Origin of the sequence: Paenibacillus rigui (assembly GCF_002234615.1) — a bacterium.
Classification (GTDB): Bacteria; Bacillota; Bacilli; order Paenibacillales; family NBRC-103111; genus Paenibacillus_S; species Paenibacillus_S rigui.
The window spans coordinates 1-15,942 of the sequence record NZ_NMQW01000051.1; the positions used below are offsets into that span (position 1 = coordinate 1).

Below are 15,942 nucleotides of genomic sequence, written 5' to 3' on the forward strand. Positions count from 1 at the left end.
TTCAAAGGGCAATGACTCTTGCAAATTTCTTCGAAGCCGCACCGCTTCTGCGATCACTGACTTCTCAGTTGTTGTCACCTTGTTTAGCGGCGACTTTTATAATATAACACATTTGCCTATTGTTTTGCAATACCTTTTTGAAAGTTTTTTATTTCCCTTAAATTCTTGATGGATTTCAAAAACCTCTAAAAAAGGAACGAGATATAACTTACCATAATTCCAAACTGAAAGTCAACCACTTTTTCTAATAAATTAATGATACATGCGATTCCTTGCGTATTTTGAAATTTCCTTAGGAGAAGCCAGCCTGGCGTACATTCGAAATATGATTTTGTATCTCGATTCGATCGCCACTTTGATATCGGGATCAATCCGTTTATCGTTGAGATCGAAAAGCATCTCATCGAGTTCTTTTTTCAATACATAGTCCAATTCCTTGCATTCTCTTTCATTAAACAAAAAACCAAGCATTGGCTCCTGTGCCCCTTTCAGATATGTGCTGCAATGTGGGATTAGACACAAAAAAGGTATGTTACTGAGATAAGCACGGTTATTGCATTGTTCTGCTGCGCTTCTCCAGACATACCTTTCAGTCAAAGCATATTTCGCGCTTTACTGTTATGCACATATTTGGTTATTTTTATGCTATTTGGGGCTTTGTGGTTTTACGAGCCAGTAAGTAAAGGTGCTTTCAATTAATGCTGCCGCCGACAGGGAAATAACCAGAATGAGAACCACGGGGAGCAGTATCTTGAGAAAAGCCCGAAACTCCTCTTTGATTTGAACTTGCCGTGCGGGACTTATCACCGAGACAATCCACTTCATCACAAGTGCACCAAAACGAAGTCCGATTGCACATGCGAATATGATTGCCGGGATTTCAATAATTCCATGAGGCACAATAGCTTTAATCACATAGAGCAGCGATTCTTTTTGAGCGGAAGCAGACATGACATATCCAAGCAGCAGCCCATTTCCAAGAAGGAAAAAAAGCGGGAGAACACCGAAAAAGGCACCCAGTCCAATAATTAATATGGATTTGGACGTATTATTCCAGAATATAAGCCAGAATAAGGCCCACTGCGGGTTCGGTTGACCGGCTATCGATTGAGAAAGCTGTTCCAATCCCTTCATTTGCGCTTCGATATAGGTTTGGAATTGGCTTGAAAACCCTGCTCCCAGCACCATCCCTGTTATAAAAACAAGTGCCGACGCTATAAAATAATGTTTCATTCTTCCAAATTGCTGCATCATATTTGCCACGATAAATCACCTTTCTCCTATGCTTGATAGCATATCTTTCTTGTCCCAGCATACATTTTATTAAACTTATTATTAAAACAAGCCCTACTTGTACCGCGGGGCACGAAGGAGGCTATGAATTGTGAATTATTTTTACGTGCTGAACGGGAAAAAGATTAAACAAGCGTTCATTATTGCGGTATCCATTCTGTTCGCTATCGGCATTATTTATTCGGAACGTGATAATGTGACAGTGTTCTCACAAAATGAGCCTGCTGCTATCTACAGCGTTCAGACGGATAAAAAAGTCATTGCGCTTACTTTTGACATCAGCTGGGGTGACAAACGCACGGAGCCGATACTCAAGATTCTAGAGGAAAAGGGTGTGAAGAAAGCTACCTTCTTCCTTTCCTCCCCATGGAGTAAAAGTCATCCTGAAATTGTTAGCCAAATTGTAAAAGGCGGCTGGGAGATCGGAAGTCATGGCCATAAGCATACGAATTACAGCGGTTTGAGTGACGAAGAGATTCGTTCACAAATTACAACGGCACATCAAATTCTGAACGAAGTGACGGGACAAAGCCCGCGTTTACTTCGATTGCCCAACGGTGATTTTGACAAAAGGGTGTTAAGGATCGCCAATGAATTAAATTACTCTGTTATTCAGTGGGATACGGATTCCCAGGATTGGCTGAACAAAGGGGCTGACAATATTATAAATCGTGTCGTAACGAAAGCTCATCCAGGAGATATTGTTCTGCTCCATGCCAGCGATTCGGTTAAACAGACCCACGAGGCCCTTCCTGTGATCATAGACCAACTTAAAGCAAAAGGATATCAGTTCGTAACTGTCAGCGAACTTTTAAAGCAAACCCAAGTAGATAACAAACCACCGGTTGAAGATCAAGCGATGAAAAGAGTTCAATAACAAGTTATACGAAAAAGACGAAGAGCCGTTACAGCGGCTCTTTGTTTGTTTTTAATACTTTGGATAAAATTAAAATTTGCCATGCATTGCATGCCAATAATGGAACCATCATAAACAAGGTAGAGGCTGCACTATCCAGCCTTAATGCAGGGACGGCCTCAATCGCTGTTACTGCCGTCATAAAAAACAACGTAGGAATGAATCCATTGCGGTTCGTGAGCTTCACTTTCAATAGCGCAACACTCACGGCCAGGATAAGCATCAAGAGAGGCAGTGCTAAATACGTTGTCCAGCCTGAGGATTGCTCTGTATGTCTTAAGACAACGAGATCCACAATAGAGACAATAACCAGAAGCAGTTGCAAGGTGTCCCAAACCCATTTGCTTCTAACTATACCCATTGCTATAAAGCGAATGATTAAGTAAGCAAAAAAGCCCATTTGACTTAATACGCTAATGGTTGCGCCGCCCAGGAGCATATTGACGATATTAAATCCTAACGCCGATCCACCTAGCCAGCTGAACTCTTGGTCATTGGCCTGCAGAACAAGTCCCGTAATTAAAGCACCCAAAGCGCCAATAACCAGCGTTGTCCAGAATAAGTAAAACCATTTTCTCAACGTCACCGTTCTATTCCCCCAAAACCATCATGTGTTCAAATGTTAATTGTACCAACGTTCTCAATAAAAAGCCAATAAATCAACGGAGTGAAATATGTCCTTTCGACAAATACTAACAACACTTACACTCAAGAAAGGAGCTTCAGATAATGATGAAATGGTGGTTGCGTTCCGTCTCCCTCCTTTTAATTGTGATCGTGATGAGCTCTTGCGGGTCTGATAAAAACGCTTCTCAATCCCCAAATGCAGGTTACAAAGATACAAAAACCATGGTACTTGATATCCTGAAAACAGAAGATGGTCGAAATGCCATCCAGAATGCAATGATTCGGGTTACAGCGCAAGACGAAGGACAGCTTAAGCTCTTATCGACCGGCGATACCCAGCAAATGAAATTAGCCGTAAAGGATGTGCTTACCGACACTGAAAGCAATAAATTTTTGCAGCAATTAATACTTGATCCCCGGTTTGCCGGACAATTTGCAAAAGCCATTCAAAAAGATACGAAGCAGCTGCAAAAGGAATTAATGAAAGACCCAGAGTATCAACAAGCATTAAGCGACGCAATGAAAAATCCCGATTTTCAAAAGATGCTGATGGACACGTTGAAAGGACCTCAATACCGTCAACAAATGAAAACCATTATGCAGGAATCTTTACAAAGTCCTATGTTCCGTCTGGAGCTTATGAACCTGATGAAAAAAGTACTGGAAGAAGAAGCTATGCCTAAGGAGCAAGGCCAAAATAAGCAACAGCAAAGTAAAGGCGGAAGCAGTAGTGACCAAGGGAATCAAAGCCAAAAGGATCAAGGCAATAAATAAAATAAGGACTGGCCCAAGGCCAGTCCTATTTCATTCGTAATTCCATTAGCTTAGCTTATTTAAAACCTGACTCGCTAGATCCAAGTATATTTTCCCAGTCTCGGAATCGGCTTTATAGACAGATGGAGAATAGTCTGCTTCGGCAATATGATTATCCGGTGCTCCGAGTGGAATCTGGGCTAATAAATCGGTATGCAGCTCTTCTGCTAGCTTCCCGCCTCCGCCGCGTCCAAAGATATAGTCTTTTTCTCCACAATGGCCGCATTGATAATAGGACATGTTCTCAACGATACCCAGCATCTCATGGTTCGTATGAATGGCCATAGCTCCTGCTCTAGCCGCTACAAATGCCGCTGTGGCATGCGGTGTGGTCACGATAATTTCTTTACTTTGCGGAATCATCTGATGCACATCCAGCGCAACATCTCCTGTTCCTGGAGGTAAGTCAAGCAGGACATATTCCACATCACCCCAATCGACCTCGGAGAAGAAGTTGCGTAGCATTTTACCAAGCATTGGACCTCTCCATATGACAGGGGTGTTTTCCTCGACAAAAAAACCCATGGAAATCACTTTGACTCCAAAACGCTCGATGGGAATAATCCGATTCTGAATGAGCTGTGGTCTTTCTTCAATCCCCATCATATCCGGCACGCTAAAGCCATAAATATCGGCATCAATCAAAGCAACCTTTTTACCTAGCCGGGCTAAGGCAACCGCCAAATTCACCGTAACCGTCGATTTGCCGACTCCCCCTTTACCACTAGCTATCGCGATAAAATGGACACCTTGCTCCGGATCCAGCAGATTGCGGACAGGTGCAGTCGGTACTTCAGCAGATGTGTTTTTCTCCTGCAGCTTGCGCTCAGCCTCATTACGATCAAATTCCGTCATAGCTCTATACCGAAGATGAACCTCTTCAGCGCCTGCTTCCCTGAAGGCATTAGTTATCTGATCCTGTAGATCGGAACGATAACCTTCGTCTTCGTTTGATAACAGCACCGTGGCTGATACGAGACCTTCTTTAATCACTATATCCCGAATCAATTGAAGCTCCGTCAGAGTCAATTGAAATTCAGGGTCTTGAAGATGATGAACCGCATCTAATAACTTTTCTTTAGTTAACACGTTTTCACCTCGGGGAATCAATAATAAGTAGCTTTATTTATTATATCACATTTGACTCAAGAACCTACTTTTTCCCCGGAATAGTATCGCAAAATCCCCTGGTATATCGCTGCAGCTACTTTTTTCTGATACGCCGGGCTGCGGAGCAGGTCCGCCTCGGATGGATTCGACAAAAAACCAACCTCTACTAACGCACTAGGTATCGTTAAAGTTTTGAGCAAATAAATATTATCAATCGACTTAGCTACCCTGTCCGTATTTTGCATATTTTTCTTCATTTCATCTTGAATGAGTGCAGCTAAGGTGGCATTGTCCTGATTACCAGGATAGTAGAACGTCTGTGCCCCTGACCATTTATTCGAAGGAATGCTATTCAAATGCACACTGACAAACAAATCAGATTTTTGCTCTATGATGAACTGTGCACGATTCAATAGATCTTCTGTCTTTCGCTTGCTATATCCTTTTGTTGTTGATTGAGCCAAGTCACGATCGCTCTCCCTAGTCATGACTACTAGCGCCCCTGCCTGCTGCAAATAATCCCGGAGATGCAGTGTAATAGCCAGATTGATATCCTTCTCAATAATTCCGTCCTTGCTTTCGGCACCACCGTCAGGACCACCATGCCCGGGATCCAGAGCGATTTTCTTCCCTGACAACGGCATCGTCCAGTACGTCCAGGTTTTCGTTGCAGGCAGCTCGTAAGTAAACATAAACAACATTAAGGCCACAAGTAATGCAGACATCACAATTTTCAAGCTGCCATGCATCGTCATCCATACGACAATTCTTTTCCTCCTTTTGAACATAAAAAAATCCACCTCACATCCCCATAGACTTTTAATCATCTATATGGGACGAGGTGGACAAATATACCACTGAACGTTAATTAAGAGTTCGCCGGCTCCAATTGATCCCTCATACCGTCGATAAGAATCTCGGCCACTTCCGGTCTTGTAAATTCAATTGGAGGACAATGTCCATTGCGAAGCAATGCACGAACTTTTGTTCCGGACAAGTGCATGTGATCCGCTTTATCGTGAGGACAAGTTTTGCTGGAAGCCATGTTGCCGCACTTTGTGCAGAAAAAGCTATGCTCAAAAAACAGCGGGGTAATACCAAGCTCTTCTGCAGTAAAGTTGCTGAAAATCTCCTGCGCTTCATATGTCCCATAGTAGTCACCCACCCCTGCATGGTCGCGACCTACGATGAAGTGTGTGCAGCCATAGTTTTTGCGAACCATGGCATGGAAAATAGCTTCGCGTGGTCCTGCATAGCGCATGGCCGCCGGGAATACTCCTAAAAACACACGGTCTTTCGGATAATAATTTTCCAATAATGCCAAATAGCTGCGCATGCGAACGTCAGCCGAAATATCATCGGATTTGGTTTCCCCAACCAGCGGGTTAAGAAAAAGGGCATCTACAATTTCCATCGCACTCTTCTGAATGTATTCATGGGCGCGATGAACCGGATTCCGGGTCTGGAATCCGACAACGGTTCTCCAGCCTTTTTCAGCAAAGATACGACGCGTCTCCGAAGGGTCAAAATAGAAATCTTCAAATTTCCCAAGTTTCGGTCTGTTAAGTACTTGAATGGAGCCTCCTACATGAGTAGAAGGACGTGATAACAGCTTCTGTACTCCAGGATGTTCGGTATTATCTGTCTTGAATACTTTGACTGCTTCATGCTTCTGGTCCACATTGTAAATGCTCTGAACATTCAAAATAGCGTACACGACATCATCAATGTCGCCAACCAGAGCTACCTGCTTGCCTTCGCACAATTGTTCAGCTGCGCCTTGTTCCACCGGCAAGGTGATAGGAATACTCCATACGGTTCCATCGGCCAATCTCATACGTTCCACTACAGATTCATAATCCTCTTTCCCCATAAAACCAGTCAATGGAGAAAATGCGCCCACACCGATCAAATCCAAATCAGAAATAGACCACTTATTAATTTTCAATGCATACAAGTCTTTGGCATGCTCAAGAAGAGCTTCTCTTTCGGCACCATCTACGATTCGATTAATTAGAACACCGCCATGAGGCTTAATCGTTTCTGCCATTAGCTGTGCCTCCTAACGAATGTTATTTATGAAGACCACATTCTGTCTTTTCAAAACCAGCCCAACGACCAGCACGAGGGTCTTCTCCCGCGGCTACTTGACGTGTGCAATGCTCGCAGCCGATACTTGGATAATTGCGGTCATGCAGCGGATTATAAATAATATTGTTGTTACGAATGTAGTTCCACACATCCTCTGAAGTCCAGGCCGCTAACGGATTAAACTTAACCAATCCGAATTTCGTATCATACTCCACCTTTTTGGAGTTGGCGCGAGTCGGTGCTTGATCACGACGAATTCCGGTTATCCAAGCATCGTAGTTTCTCAAAATATCTGTTAACGGATCCACTTTACGGATATTGCAGCATTGGTTAGGTTGGGATTTCCATAGCTCTTCACCATATTGAGCAGCTTGCTCCTCAAGTGTAAGCTTTGGCAGAACTTGTACAAATTCAACACCATAGTGCTGCTGCAATCGGTCACGTGTCTCATAGGTTTCTTTAAAATGCACATTCGTATCCAGGTAGAAAATATCTGTCTTCGGGCTCACCTTTTGCAGCATATCAACCAATACTACATCTTCTGAGCCAAAGCTACAGGCTAAAGTAATATTAGGAAACTTCTCAACAGCAAGTTCAATTAACGCTTCCGGAGACTGATTCTCAAACTTCTCAGCCATTTCGTTAATCCATCGCTCTTTCTCAAATAAATTCATTCTTTTTCCTCCTATAGTAAATTCCGAGTATTTTAATGTGTTTTATTGTGTATGATTTAATTATAATGATTGGCTACTTTTTGTCAATTTAATTTTTTGTTAGGCATGTGTTTATTATATTCTCAGTTATCTAGGTATGTGCGGAGCAAAACAAAAAAACCTTTCCACCGAAATAGTGGAAAGGTTTTTGCGTCGTAATATCGGTACGAAACTTAACGTTTCGAGAATTGAGGCGCACGACGAGCAGCCTTCAAGCCGTATTTTTTACGTTCTTTCATACGAGGGTCACGAGTCAAGAATCCGGCTTTTTTCAAAGATCCGCGGAATTCTGGATCTGCTTTCAACAATGCGCGGGAGATACCATGACGGATTGCTCCTGCTTGTCCTGAAATACCACCGCCGTTAGCAATAACCAATACATCGTATTTACCCAATGTTTCAGTCAGGTTCAACGGTTGTTTCACGATCAATTTCAAAGTCTCCAGACCAAAATACTCATCCAAATTACGTTTGTTAATGATAATACGGCCTTCGCCCGGCACCAAACGTACACGTGCTACCGAGTGCTTACGACGACCTGTTCCATAGTATTGAACTTGTGCCACAAGACAGTCCTCCCTTTATATTAACCGCGAAGTTCCCAAACTTCAGGTTGTTGTGCTTGATGCGGATGCTCAGAACCGGCATATACTTTCAACTTCGTTTTCATGCTATCGCCAAGGCGATTTTTTGGAAGCATGCCATGAATAGCGAATTCAAGCACACGCTCTGGTTTTGTGTTCAGCAAATCTTGAGCGGAAGTTACTTTCAAACCTCCGGAATACAAAGAGTGACGATAGTACATTTTGTTTTGCAGTTTTTTACCGGTCAATCTGATTTTCTCAGCATTGATTACGATAACGAAATCACCAGTATCCACATGCGGTGTGAATTGTGGTTTGTGCTTACCGCGAATGATACTAGCAGCTTCGCTCGCAAGACGACCTAAAGTTTTGTCGGTTGCATCAATGATGTACCATTTGCGCTCAACTTCATTTGGCTTAGCCATATATGTGGTACGCATGAATAGTTCCTCCTAAACGTAATTGCACTTCGGTGCTTGTTTGATGAAATGACACACAGCTATATGATGATATAGATTGAAAGGTCATTCCATCATCAAATCTATCTGCATCATATGTTCATTATTTTCATTGTGAGAAAAGCTATGGATGGTTTCTTGACCCGGGGCCGTGGGTTAGCCGATCATGAAACGCCAAGTGATATTGTACTACAAATCACTTAAACAATCAAGTGTTAAAGCATCTTCATTATACGAAACTTCCCACAGTGTCAAACCGTGCGGTACGGCCGTAGGGCCTGCCTTAGCACGATTTTTAGCCTCAAGAATCGTACGAATCGCTTCACTCGTTCGTTTGCCTTCTCCGACCTGAATTAAGGTCCCAGCAATGATTCTAACCATATTGTATAAAAAGCCGCTTCCGGTCAAATAAATATGGATAGCGTAGGATTCAAGCATAGCATCGGGTGGATCGCATTCCAGCTTTGCCTCAAATATCGTACGTACATTGGATAATTTGGTCGATCTTTCGGAACAGAAGGATGTAAAATCATGCGTACCTACAACGTGTAGAAGCCCCTCACGCATCGCATCCGTATTCAATCTAGTTGGATGATAAAACTCCAGATGTCTTTTAAACAAATCCGGATGCCGTCCACAGCGAATCGTATAACGATATGTTTTCCGAATAGCAGATCTTCTAGAGTGAAACTCCATTGCAACCTGTTTGGCTCCACTAACGACAATATCCGCCGGAAGCAGCGTGTTCATCGCCAGACACCATCTCTCGATAGGTATCTTGGCTGCTGTGTAGAAATTGATGACTTGACCACGCGAATGAACACCTGCATCTGTCCTTCCGGAAGAGGTAACCTTAATTACCTCACCGGTTAGACGGAGCAGTGCCTTTTCCAAATAGTCCTGTACGGTGTTTTGGCTTGGCTGCGTTTGAAATCCGCTGTAAGCTGTACCGTCATAGCTGACAGTCATACATATGTTTCTCACGGCCGACCTCCGCTTTGACTACAAAAAAAAGGGTTTCATCAGAATCAGAAGATCCCGTCCACCCTTTCCCATCCTTTTATGCACGATCTACTAGCTCTAAATATACCATTGGTGCTGCATCGCCACGACGTGGTCCCAGCTTCAAGATTCTGGTGTAACCGCCTTGACGTTCAGCATAACGGGGTGCTAGCTCAGCAAACAATTTTTGGATTGCATCCTGATTTTCATCAACTGCTTCACGACGAACAAAGGAAGCAACTTGACGGCGAGCATGAAGATCTCCGCGTTTTGCCAATGTGATCAATTTTTCTGCGATCGAGCGCAATTCTTTAGCCTTAGCTTCAGTTGTTTGGATGCGCTCATGTATGAATAAGTCAGTTACCAGGTCACGAAATAAAGCTTTACGCGCACTGGAATCACGACCTAATTTTTGGTATGCCATTTGTGCAACCTCCTTCTGTTAATAATAACCTAACGTTTAGTCTTCCATTCTAAGCCCAAGTCCAAGCTCTTCGAGCTTCTCTTGAACCTCTTCAAGAGACTTACGTCCTAGATTACGAACCTTCATCATGTCTTCTTCCGTTTTCGTAATCAATTCTTGTACCGTATTAATACCTGCGCGCTTCAGGCAGTTGTAAGAACGAACGGAAAGATCCAGCTCTTCGATAGTCATCTCAAGCACTTTCTCTTTTTTGTCCTCTTCTTTTTCTACCATAATCTCAGCATCTTTCGCTTCGTCTGTCAAACCGACAAACAGCATCAAATGCTCTGTCAAGATTTTAGCGCCCAAGCTTACGGCTTCTTCAGGTCGAATACTTCCATCGGTCCAGACTTCGAGGGTTAGTTTATCATAGTTGGTAACTTGGCCGACACGAGTATTCTCAACGCTGTAGTTGACGCGGGTAATCGGAGTGTAGATCGAATCAATCGGAATCACACCAATAGGTTGATCTTCCTTTTTATTCTTGTCAGCTTGAACATAACCGCGGCCACGGTTCGCATGAATTCGCATATGAAGACGTGCGTCCGATGATAAAGTAGCAATGTGCAAATCCGGATTAAGGATCTCAACATCGCTATCGCCACGAATATCGCCAGCTACGACAGCTCCTTCACCTTCAGCATCAATTTCCAACACTTTCTCTTCGTCGGAATGAATCTTTAACGATAGCCCTTTTAGGTTTAGGATAATCTCCGTAACATCTTCCATGACACCCGGAACGGTAGAGAACTCATGCAGAACACCATCGATTTGGACGGATGTCACTGCTGCCCCCGGAAGCGAGGACAACAAAATTCTGCGAAGTGAGTTCCCCAACGTCGTTCCATAACCTCTCTCAAGAGGTTCTACAACAAACTTGCCGTACGTGCCATCTTCACTCAATGATACGGTTTCTATTTTCGGCTTTTCGATTTCGATCATTTATAACCCTCCTTCAAAACGTCGTTTCCCTCTGGATAACTTAAGACGCATAAAACGTGCAGTATTCCTATCCAAATAGTATTCACAACTTTTGGATATTTATACCACTGTTTGCAATCCTGAATTAGACACGACGACGTTTTGGAGGACGGCAACCGTTATGTGGAATTGGAGTCACGTCTTTAATCAGGTTAACTTCCAAACCAGCAGCTTGAAGCGAACGGATCGCAGCTTCACGGCCTGCTCCTGGACCTTTAACCATAACTTCAACCACTTTCATACCATGCTCCATTGCAGCTTTGGCAGCAGATTCAGCAGCCATTTGAGCAGCAAACGGAGTGCTTTTACGGGAACCTTTGAAACCCAGGTTACCAGCACTTGCCCAGGAGATTGCATTACCGTGTGGGTCAGTGATAGTTACGATAGTATTGTTAAACGTGGAACGAATGTGAGCCACGCCAGTATCAATATTTTTCCGGTCACGACGTTTCGTACGGACAACTTTTTTAGGTTTAGCCATTTAATTGTTAACCTCCTTTACTATTTTTTCTTGTTAGCTACAGTACGACGAGGACCTTTACGCGTACGAGCATTTGTTTTAGTACGTTGACCACGAACAGGCAAACCACGACGATGACGAACACCACGGTAGCATCCGATCTCGATCAAGCGTTTGATGTTCAGGGCGATTTCACGACGAAGGTCGCCTTCTACTTTAACTGTTTTATCAATAGCATCCCGAAGTTTGGAAACTTCGTCTTCCGTAAGATCGCGAACGCGAGTAGATGCGTCTACTCCTGTAGTAGCCAGAATCTTCTCAGAAGTGGTCTTGCCGATACCGAAAATGTACGTCAACGCGATTACAACGCGCTTGTCACGGGGTAAGTCTACACCAGCAATACGTGCCATTTATAGGAGCACCTCCTTATCCTTGTTTTTGTTTATGCTTAGGGTTTTCGCAAATTACCATTACGTTACCTTTGCGGCGAATGACTTTGCATTTTTCGCAAATGGGTTTGACCGATGGTCTTACTTTCATTTTGGTTACCTCCTAAGAGCTTGTGTAACAAGCTAACTACGTAAGAGTAAGCTTTGTTTCCGTTAGAAAACTCACTTCGTAAAGACAATCCATTTATTTAAAACGATAGGTTATACGGCCTCTGGTCAAATCATACGGGGAAAGCTCCACCGTAACCTTATCACCGGGCAAGATCCGGATAAAGTGCATTCTGATTTTGCCGGATACATGAGCAAGTATCTTATGACCGTTCTCCAGTTCCACCTTAAACATTGCATTCGGAAGAGGTTCAATCACTGTACCTTCAACTTCAATTACATCTTCTTTGGCCACAGTCATTCTCCTTTCTCTAGTGCTTCTGATTTCATTAGGTCCACATATTTATTCAGTGCATAACGTAATTTCCCGTTTGTTACACGACCGCTCTCATTTAAGCTATCCACTACTTCGCTGCTTATCGCTTCTAACAACTCGAGGTGAATCAGATTCTTCTTCTTAGGCTGGTCGAACTTCCGTTTGTCGCCGTCAGCAATCCACACGAATCGTTGGTCTTCGACGCCAATAACGACGGCGTACTTCCCGGAATCTCTCCCCCGAATAATCCTAACGAGTTGTCCGAGTTGAGGTATGTTACCCGAATTCAAACTATCACCTACGATCCAGATTTCGTGAGTATTTCATATCCGTCTGGTGTAATAGCAATGGTATGCTCAAAATGTGCGCACAGTGTGCCATCCACTGTAACAACCGTCCAATTGTCCTGCAGTGTTCTAACGTATCTTTCACCGACATTGACCATTGGCTCGATGGCTAATACCATTCCCGGCTTCAAGCGAGGACCACGTCCTGCTGGGCCGTAATTCGGAATTTGAGGCTCCTCATGAAGCTCAGTGCCTATGCCATGACCTACATATTCTCGAACAATTGAAAAACCTTCTTCTTCTACACATGTTTGAATCGCATTGGAGATAGTGAACAGCCGCGCATCCGGTTTGGCTTCCGCAAGTCCCTTGAATAAAGAACGTTCTGTTACCTCTAACAATTTCTTAGCCGTATCCGATATCGTTCCCACACCGTAGGTCCAAGCCGAATCACCATGATATCCTTTGTACTGCGCACCGATATCAACACTGATGATGTCGCCATCTTTTAGCTTACGCGCACTGGGTATGCCGTGTACCAATTCATCATTGACTGAAGCACAGATGCTGCCAGAAAAACCATTATAGCCTTTAAAAGATGGGATTGCGCCTTGACTGCGAATATAATCTTCTGCGATCTGATCCAGCTCTTTCGTTGTAATATCGGGCTGAATGGCCTTCTGTAACAATCGATGGGTGTCGGCGACAATGCGGCCGGCCTCTCTCATTAGCTCCAATTCAGCTGCTGACTTACAAATGATCATTACGCTTGCCCTCGCAATATTGAACTGATTTGTGCAGTAACCGTATTAATTTCTTGCTCGCCGTTAACCTCACGCAAGTTTCCCTTGTTACGGTAATACGTTAAAAGCGGTGCTGTTTTGTTCGTATATTCGTCAAGACGAGTCCCTACTTTTTCTTCGTTGTCGTCTGATCTTTGATACAATTCACCGGAACATTTATCACACACATTTTCACGTGTTGGAGGGTTAAACAAGACATGATACGTAGCTCCACAACTCTTACAGATTCTTCGTCCAGTCAAACGAGCCAAAAGCAGATTGCGATCTACTTTTAAATTAACTACATGGTCGATGCTTTTATCCATGGATGCCATAATGTCATCCAATGCTTCCGCTTGGGAGATGGTTCTAGGAAAACCATCCAGCAAAAAGCCTGGTTTGCAATCCGGCTGCTGCAGTCTTTCCTTTACGATACCGATAGTGATTTCGTCAGGTACAAGCAGTCCTTGATCCACATATTTTTTGGCTTCCAAGCCAAGCGCGGTTTCTTGTTTCATAGCCAATCGAAACGCGTCGCCTGTAGAAATATGCGGGATTTGAAACTCATTGACGATACTTTCCGCCTGCGTACCTTTACCTGCACCAGGAGGTCCCATAAAGATCACGTTCATAATGATTTCCTCCCCCATTGCATCGAGTGATGCTAACAGCACAATAGGTGCCGATAGCTAAAAACAACTATCAGAACCTATTTGCTATTTATTAATGAAGCCTTTGTAATGGCGTTTAATCAATTGGCTTTCAATTTGCTTCATCGTTTCCAAGCCAACCCCGATGACGATCAATAAAGAAGTACCACCGATTCTTACCGAGTTCGGCAAGTTCGCCAGACTTCCCAACACCATAGGGAGGATCGAAATGATGGACAAGAAGATGGCACCGGACAATGTAATGCGAGTCATTACTCTTGTCAGGTAAACAGAGGTTGTTTTGCCAGGACGAATCCCAGGAATATAGCCGCCGTTCTTTTTCATCTGGTCCGCCATTTGCTCAGGGTTAATCTGAACAAATGTGTAGAAGAAAGTGAAACCGATAATTAGAAGCACATACAAAGTCATCCCGAGTGGTTGTGTGTAATTCAAGTTAGTTATAATCCAGTCCGCTACCGGATTACCTCTCCAGAAGCTGGCAAGCGTAGGAGGGAAAACCAGAAGCGATAGTGCAAAGATAACTGGAATAACACCAGCTGCATTCACCTTCAACGGGATATGAGTTGATTGACCGCCGTACATTTTCCGTCCCACTACGCGTTTAGCATATTGAACCGGAATTTTCCGAACACCCTGTTGAATAAAAATGACACCTGCTATCAACGCAATAACGACGACAACGAGGATGACCACCTTCACGATATTCAAGAACAAAGCGTCGCCCGCTTGGGCAAATTGGGTTTTGTAGATTTGCGACATTCCGGTTGGAATGGCAGCTACGATCCCTGCAAAGATGATAATGGAAATACCATTTCCAATTCCATTTTCAGTGATTTGTTCCCCAAGCCACATCAGAAAAGCAGTACCCGCGGTAAGCACAATCGCGATTAGAGCATAGGTTGTAAAATTCGCATTTACAACCAGTCCCGTGTAGATTCGGTTAAATCCGATCGCCAAACCAAACGCCTGAACGAGCCCTAATACAATTGTACCATATCGAGTGATCTGCGCTAATTTCCGTCTGCCTACTTCGCCTTCTTTGGCCCATTGAGCAAACCTTGGAATTACATCCATCGATAACAGCTGAACTATGATCGATGCTGTAATATAAGGCATAATCCCCATCGCAAAGATGGAGAATTGAAACAATGCGCCTCCGGAGAACGTGTTCAGCAATCCAAATACATCATTGGAATTGGCCTGGTCCTGAAGCTTCAAAATATCTGTGTTGATATTAGGTACCGGGATGAAAGCACCAATCCGGTAGACGAGAAGTACCAACAAGGTAAATAGAATTCTTCTTCTCAGATCTTCCACTTTAAAAATATTGGATATGGTACGAAACATTAAATCACCTCGGTTTTACCGCCGGCAGCTTGAATTTTATCCACCGCAGATTGGGAGAACTTGTTAGCTTTTACGTTCAACTGAACAGTAATTTCGCCATTACCCAAGATCTTGATGCCGTCTCTTGCGTTTTTCACGATACCAGACTCAAGAAGAAGCTCTGGTGTCACTTCAGTGCCCGCAGCGAACTTGTTAAGCTCAGTCAAGTTCACGATCGCAAATTCCTTGCGGAATTGGTTCGTAAATCCACGCTTAGGCAAGCGACGATATAGAGGGTTTTGTCCTCCCTCAAATCCAGGGCGTACGCCACCGCCGGAACGAGAGTTTTGCCCTTTGTGACCGCGAGTCGACGTTTTACCCATTCCACTACCGATACCGCGACCTACGCGTTTGCGAGTCGAGCGGGAACCTGGAGCAGAAGTAAGTTCATGCAATTTCATCGTTTGCACCTCCTCTAGTACTATTTGTTAA

23 protein-coding genes are annotated in these 15,942 nt (G+C 43.7%); 2 read left to right on the forward strand and 21 right to left on the reverse strand.

The features are described from left to right. Positions 1 to 252 precede the first annotated feature (252 nt). Together CF651_RS27230 and CF651_RS27235 are read right to left on the reverse strand one after the other, a co-directional pair. Positions 253 to 471, reverse strand: a complete 219-nt coding sequence (locus CF651_RS27230) for a hypothetical protein (protein WP_094018015.1) — start codon at positions 469 to 471, stop codon at positions 253 to 255. A gap of 174 nt (positions 472 to 645) precedes the next feature. Then, positions 646 to 1,254, reverse strand: coding sequence for a stage II sporulation protein M (locus tag CF651_RS27235; RefSeq protein WP_094018083.1), 609 nt, complete (start codon positions 1,252 to 1,254; stop codon positions 646 to 648). Positions 1,255 to 1,384: 130 nt separating this feature from the next. On the opposite strand from CF651_RS27235, the gene pdaB reads away from it, so the two are divergent. Next, positions 1,385 to 2,170 (forward strand): polysaccharide deacetylase family sporulation protein PdaB, encoded by a 786-nt coding sequence (gene pdaB / locus CF651_RS27240; protein WP_094018016.1) that lies wholly within the window; start codon positions 1,385 to 1,387, stop codon positions 2,168 to 2,170. 28 nt (positions 2,171 to 2,198) lie between these two features. Here pdaB and CF651_RS27245 read toward each other — a convergent pair whose 3' ends face one another. Continuing rightward, positions 2,199 to 2,795 carry a KinB-signaling pathway activation protein gene (locus CF651_RS27245; protein ID WP_094018017.1) on the reverse strand — a complete coding sequence of 199 codons (597 nt, stop codon included), beginning with the start codon at positions 2,793 to 2,795 and terminating at the stop codon, positions 2,199 to 2,201. A 143-nt stretch (positions 2,796 to 2,938) separates the two neighbouring features. On the opposite strand from CF651_RS27245, the gene gerD reads away from it, so the two are divergent. Further along, positions 2,939 to 3,610 (forward strand): spore germination lipoprotein GerD, encoded by a 672-nt coding sequence (gene gerD, locus CF651_RS27250; protein ID WP_094018018.1) that lies wholly within the window; start codon positions 2,939 to 2,941, stop codon positions 3,608 to 3,610. Between the two features lie 45 nt (positions 3,611 to 3,655). Here gerD and CF651_RS27255 read toward each other — a convergent pair whose 3' ends face one another. The 18 genes from CF651_RS27255 to rplO all read right to left on the reverse strand — a co-directional run bounded on the left by CF651_RS27255 (position 3,656) and on the right by rplO (position 15,911). Further along, complete coding sequence (locus CF651_RS27255; RefSeq protein ID WP_094018019.1) at positions 3,656 to 4,738, reverse strand: Mrp/NBP35 family ATP-binding protein; 1,083 nt, start codon at positions 4,736 to 4,738, stop codon at positions 3,656 to 3,658. Between the two features lie 56 nt (positions 4,739 to 4,794). Further along, on the reverse strand, positions 4,795 to 5,547 hold the full coding sequence (cwlD, locus tag CF651_RS27260; protein ID WP_094018020.1) for an N-acetylmuramoyl-L-alanine amidase CwlD: 753 nt from the start codon (positions 5,545 to 5,547) through the stop codon (positions 4,795 to 4,797). An 80-nt stretch (positions 5,548 to 5,627) separates the two neighbouring features. Further along, entirely contained in the window at positions 5,628 to 6,809 is a 1,182-nt protein-coding gene (gene sat / locus CF651_RS27265; RefSeq protein ID WP_094018021.1) for a sulfate adenylyltransferase, read from the reverse strand. Between the two features lie 22 nt (positions 6,810 to 6,831). After that, on the reverse strand, positions 6,832 to 7,524 hold the full coding sequence (locus tag CF651_RS27270; RefSeq protein ID WP_094018022.1) for a phosphoadenylyl-sulfate reductase: 693 nt from the start codon (positions 7,522 to 7,524) through the stop codon (positions 6,832 to 6,834). Positions 7,525 to 7,736: 212 nt separating this feature from the next. Next, a complete protein-coding gene (rpsI, locus tag CF651_RS27275) occupies positions 7,737 to 8,129 on the reverse strand; it encodes a 30S ribosomal protein S9 (RefSeq protein WP_094018023.1) in 393 nt (130 codons plus the stop codon). 20 nt (positions 8,130 to 8,149) lie between these two features. Next, positions 8,150 to 8,587 (reverse strand): 50S ribosomal protein L13, encoded by a 438-nt coding sequence (gene rplM, locus CF651_RS27280; RefSeq protein WP_094018024.1) that lies wholly within the window; start codon positions 8,585 to 8,587, stop codon positions 8,150 to 8,152. Positions 8,588 to 8,794: 207 nt separating this feature from the next. Next, the gene (truA, locus tag CF651_RS27285; RefSeq protein WP_094018025.1) at positions 8,795 to 9,589 is read right to left on the reverse strand and encodes a tRNA pseudouridine(38-40) synthase TruA; all 795 of its coding nucleotides are present in this window, start codon (positions 9,587 to 9,589) and stop codon (positions 8,795 to 8,797) included. A 76-nt stretch (positions 9,590 to 9,665) separates the two neighbouring features. Next, the gene (gene rplQ / locus CF651_RS27290; protein WP_094018026.1) at positions 9,666 to 10,031 is read right to left on the reverse strand and encodes a 50S ribosomal protein L17; all 366 of its coding nucleotides are present in this window, start codon (positions 10,029 to 10,031) and stop codon (positions 9,666 to 9,668) included. A 36-nt stretch (positions 10,032 to 10,067) separates the two neighbouring features. Further along, the gene (locus tag CF651_RS27295; protein ID WP_094018027.1) at positions 10,068 to 11,012 is read right to left on the reverse strand and encodes a DNA-directed RNA polymerase subunit alpha; all 945 of its coding nucleotides are present in this window, start codon (positions 11,010 to 11,012) and stop codon (positions 10,068 to 10,070) included. A 124-nt stretch (positions 11,013 to 11,136) separates the two neighbouring features. Next, complete coding sequence (rpsK, locus tag CF651_RS27300; RefSeq protein WP_094018028.1) at positions 11,137 to 11,532, reverse strand: 30S ribosomal protein S11; 396 nt, start codon at positions 11,530 to 11,532, stop codon at positions 11,137 to 11,139. Between the two features lie 20 nt (positions 11,533 to 11,552). Further along, the gene (rpsM, locus tag CF651_RS27305; protein ID WP_094018029.1) at positions 11,553 to 11,921 is read right to left on the reverse strand and encodes a 30S ribosomal protein S13; all 369 of its coding nucleotides are present in this window, start codon (positions 11,919 to 11,921) and stop codon (positions 11,553 to 11,555) included. A 16-nt stretch (positions 11,922 to 11,937) separates the two neighbouring features. Further along, positions 11,938 to 12,051, reverse strand: a complete 114-nt coding sequence (gene rpmJ / locus CF651_RS27310; protein WP_003333770.1) for a 50S ribosomal protein L36 — start codon at positions 12,049 to 12,051, stop codon at positions 11,938 to 11,940. Between the two features lie 93 nt (positions 12,052 to 12,144). Further along, positions 12,145 to 12,363, reverse strand: a complete 219-nt coding sequence (gene infA / locus CF651_RS27315; protein WP_009676800.1) for a translation initiation factor IF-1 — start codon at positions 12,361 to 12,363, stop codon at positions 12,145 to 12,147. Between the two features lie 2 nt (positions 12,364 to 12,365). Continuing rightward, positions 12,366 to 12,659, reverse strand: coding sequence for a KOW motif-containing protein (locus CF651_RS27320; RefSeq protein WP_425436342.1), 294 nt, complete (start codon positions 12,657 to 12,659; stop codon positions 12,366 to 12,368). A 23-nt stretch (positions 12,660 to 12,682) separates the two neighbouring features. After that, positions 12,683 to 13,435, reverse strand: coding sequence for a type I methionyl aminopeptidase (map, locus tag CF651_RS27325; protein ID WP_094018031.1), 753 nt, complete (start codon positions 13,433 to 13,435; stop codon positions 12,683 to 12,685). Continuing rightward, complete coding sequence (locus tag CF651_RS27330) at positions 13,435 to 14,085, reverse strand: adenylate kinase (RefSeq protein WP_094018032.1); 651 nt, start codon at positions 14,083 to 14,085, stop codon at positions 13,435 to 13,437. Before CF651_RS27330 ends, map begins: the two co-directional genes overlap by 1 nt. Before the next feature lie 84 nt (positions 14,086 to 14,169). Continuing rightward, positions 14,170 to 15,471, reverse strand: coding sequence for a preprotein translocase subunit SecY (gene secY, locus CF651_RS27335; protein ID WP_094018033.1), 1,302 nt, complete (start codon positions 15,469 to 15,471; stop codon positions 14,170 to 14,172). After that, positions 15,471 to 15,911 carry a 50S ribosomal protein L15 gene (gene rplO, locus CF651_RS27340; protein ID WP_094018034.1) on the reverse strand — a complete coding sequence of 147 codons (441 nt, stop codon included), beginning with the start codon at positions 15,909 to 15,911 and terminating at the stop codon, positions 15,471 to 15,473. The genes secY and rplO overlap by 1 nt, the downstream gene beginning before the upstream one ends. Between the last annotated feature and the right edge of the window lie 31 nt (positions 15,912 to 15,942).

What these genes read in the sequence shown, in the direction of transcription:
- CF651_RS27230 (WP_094018015.1), bottom strand. Translation starts at nt 471, where the DNA reads ATGCTTGGTTTTTTGTTTAATGAAAGAGAATGCAAGGAATTGGACTAT.
- CF651_RS27235 (WP_094018083.1), bottom strand. Translation starts at nt 1,254, where the DNA reads ATGATGCAGCAATTTGGAAGAATGAAACATTATTTTATAGCGTCGGCA.
- gerD (WP_094018018.1), top strand. Translation starts at nt 2,939, where the DNA reads ATGATGAAATGGTGGTTGCGTTCCGTCTCCCTCCTTTTAATTGTGATC.
- cwlD (WP_094018020.1), bottom strand. Translation starts at nt 5,547, where the DNA reads ATGTTCAAAAGGAGGAAAAGAATTGTCGTATGGATGACGATGCATGGC.
- sat (WP_094018021.1), bottom strand. Translation starts at nt 6,809, where the DNA reads ATGGCAGAAACGATTAAGCCTCATGGCGGTGTTCTAATTAATCGAATC.
- CF651_RS27270 (WP_094018022.1), bottom strand. Translation starts at nt 7,524, where the DNA reads ATGAATTTATTTGAGAAAGAGCGATGGATTAACGAAATGGCTGAGAAG.
- rplM (WP_094018024.1), bottom strand. Translation starts at nt 8,587, where the DNA reads ATGCGTACCACATATATGGCTAAGCCAAATGAAGTTGAGCGCAAATGG.
- rplQ (WP_094018026.1), bottom strand. Translation starts at nt 10,031, where the DNA reads ATGGCATACCAAAAATTAGGTCGTGATTCCAGTGCGCGTAAAGCTTTA.
- CF651_RS27295 (WP_094018027.1), bottom strand. Translation starts at nt 11,012, where the DNA reads ATGATCGAAATCGAAAAGCCGAAAATAGAAACCGTATCATTGAGTGAA.
- rpsK (WP_094018028.1), bottom strand. Translation starts at nt 11,532, where the DNA reads ATGGCTAAACCTAAAAAAGTTGTCCGTACGAAACGTCGTGACCGGAAA.
- rpsM (WP_094018029.1), bottom strand. Translation starts at nt 11,921, where the DNA reads ATGGCACGTATTGCTGGTGTAGACTTACCCCGTGACAAGCGCGTTGTA.
- rpmJ (WP_003333770.1), bottom strand. Translation starts at nt 12,051, where the DNA reads ATGAAAGTAAGACCATCGGTCAAACCCATTTGCGAAAAATGCAAAGTC.
- map (WP_094018031.1), bottom strand. Translation starts at nt 13,435, where the DNA reads ATGATCATTTGTAAGTCAGCAGCTGAATTGGAGCTAATGAGAGAGGCC.
- CF651_RS27330 (WP_094018032.1), bottom strand. Translation starts at nt 14,085, where the DNA reads ATGAACGTGATCTTTATGGGACCTCCTGGTGCAGGTAAAGGTACGCAG.
- secY (WP_094018033.1), bottom strand. Translation starts at nt 15,471, where the DNA reads ATGTTTCGTACCATATCCAATATTTTTAAAGTGGAAGATCTGAGAAGA.
- rplO (WP_094018034.1), bottom strand. Translation starts at nt 15,911, where the DNA reads ATGAAATTGCATGAACTTACTTCTGCTCCAGGTTCCCGCTCGACTCGC.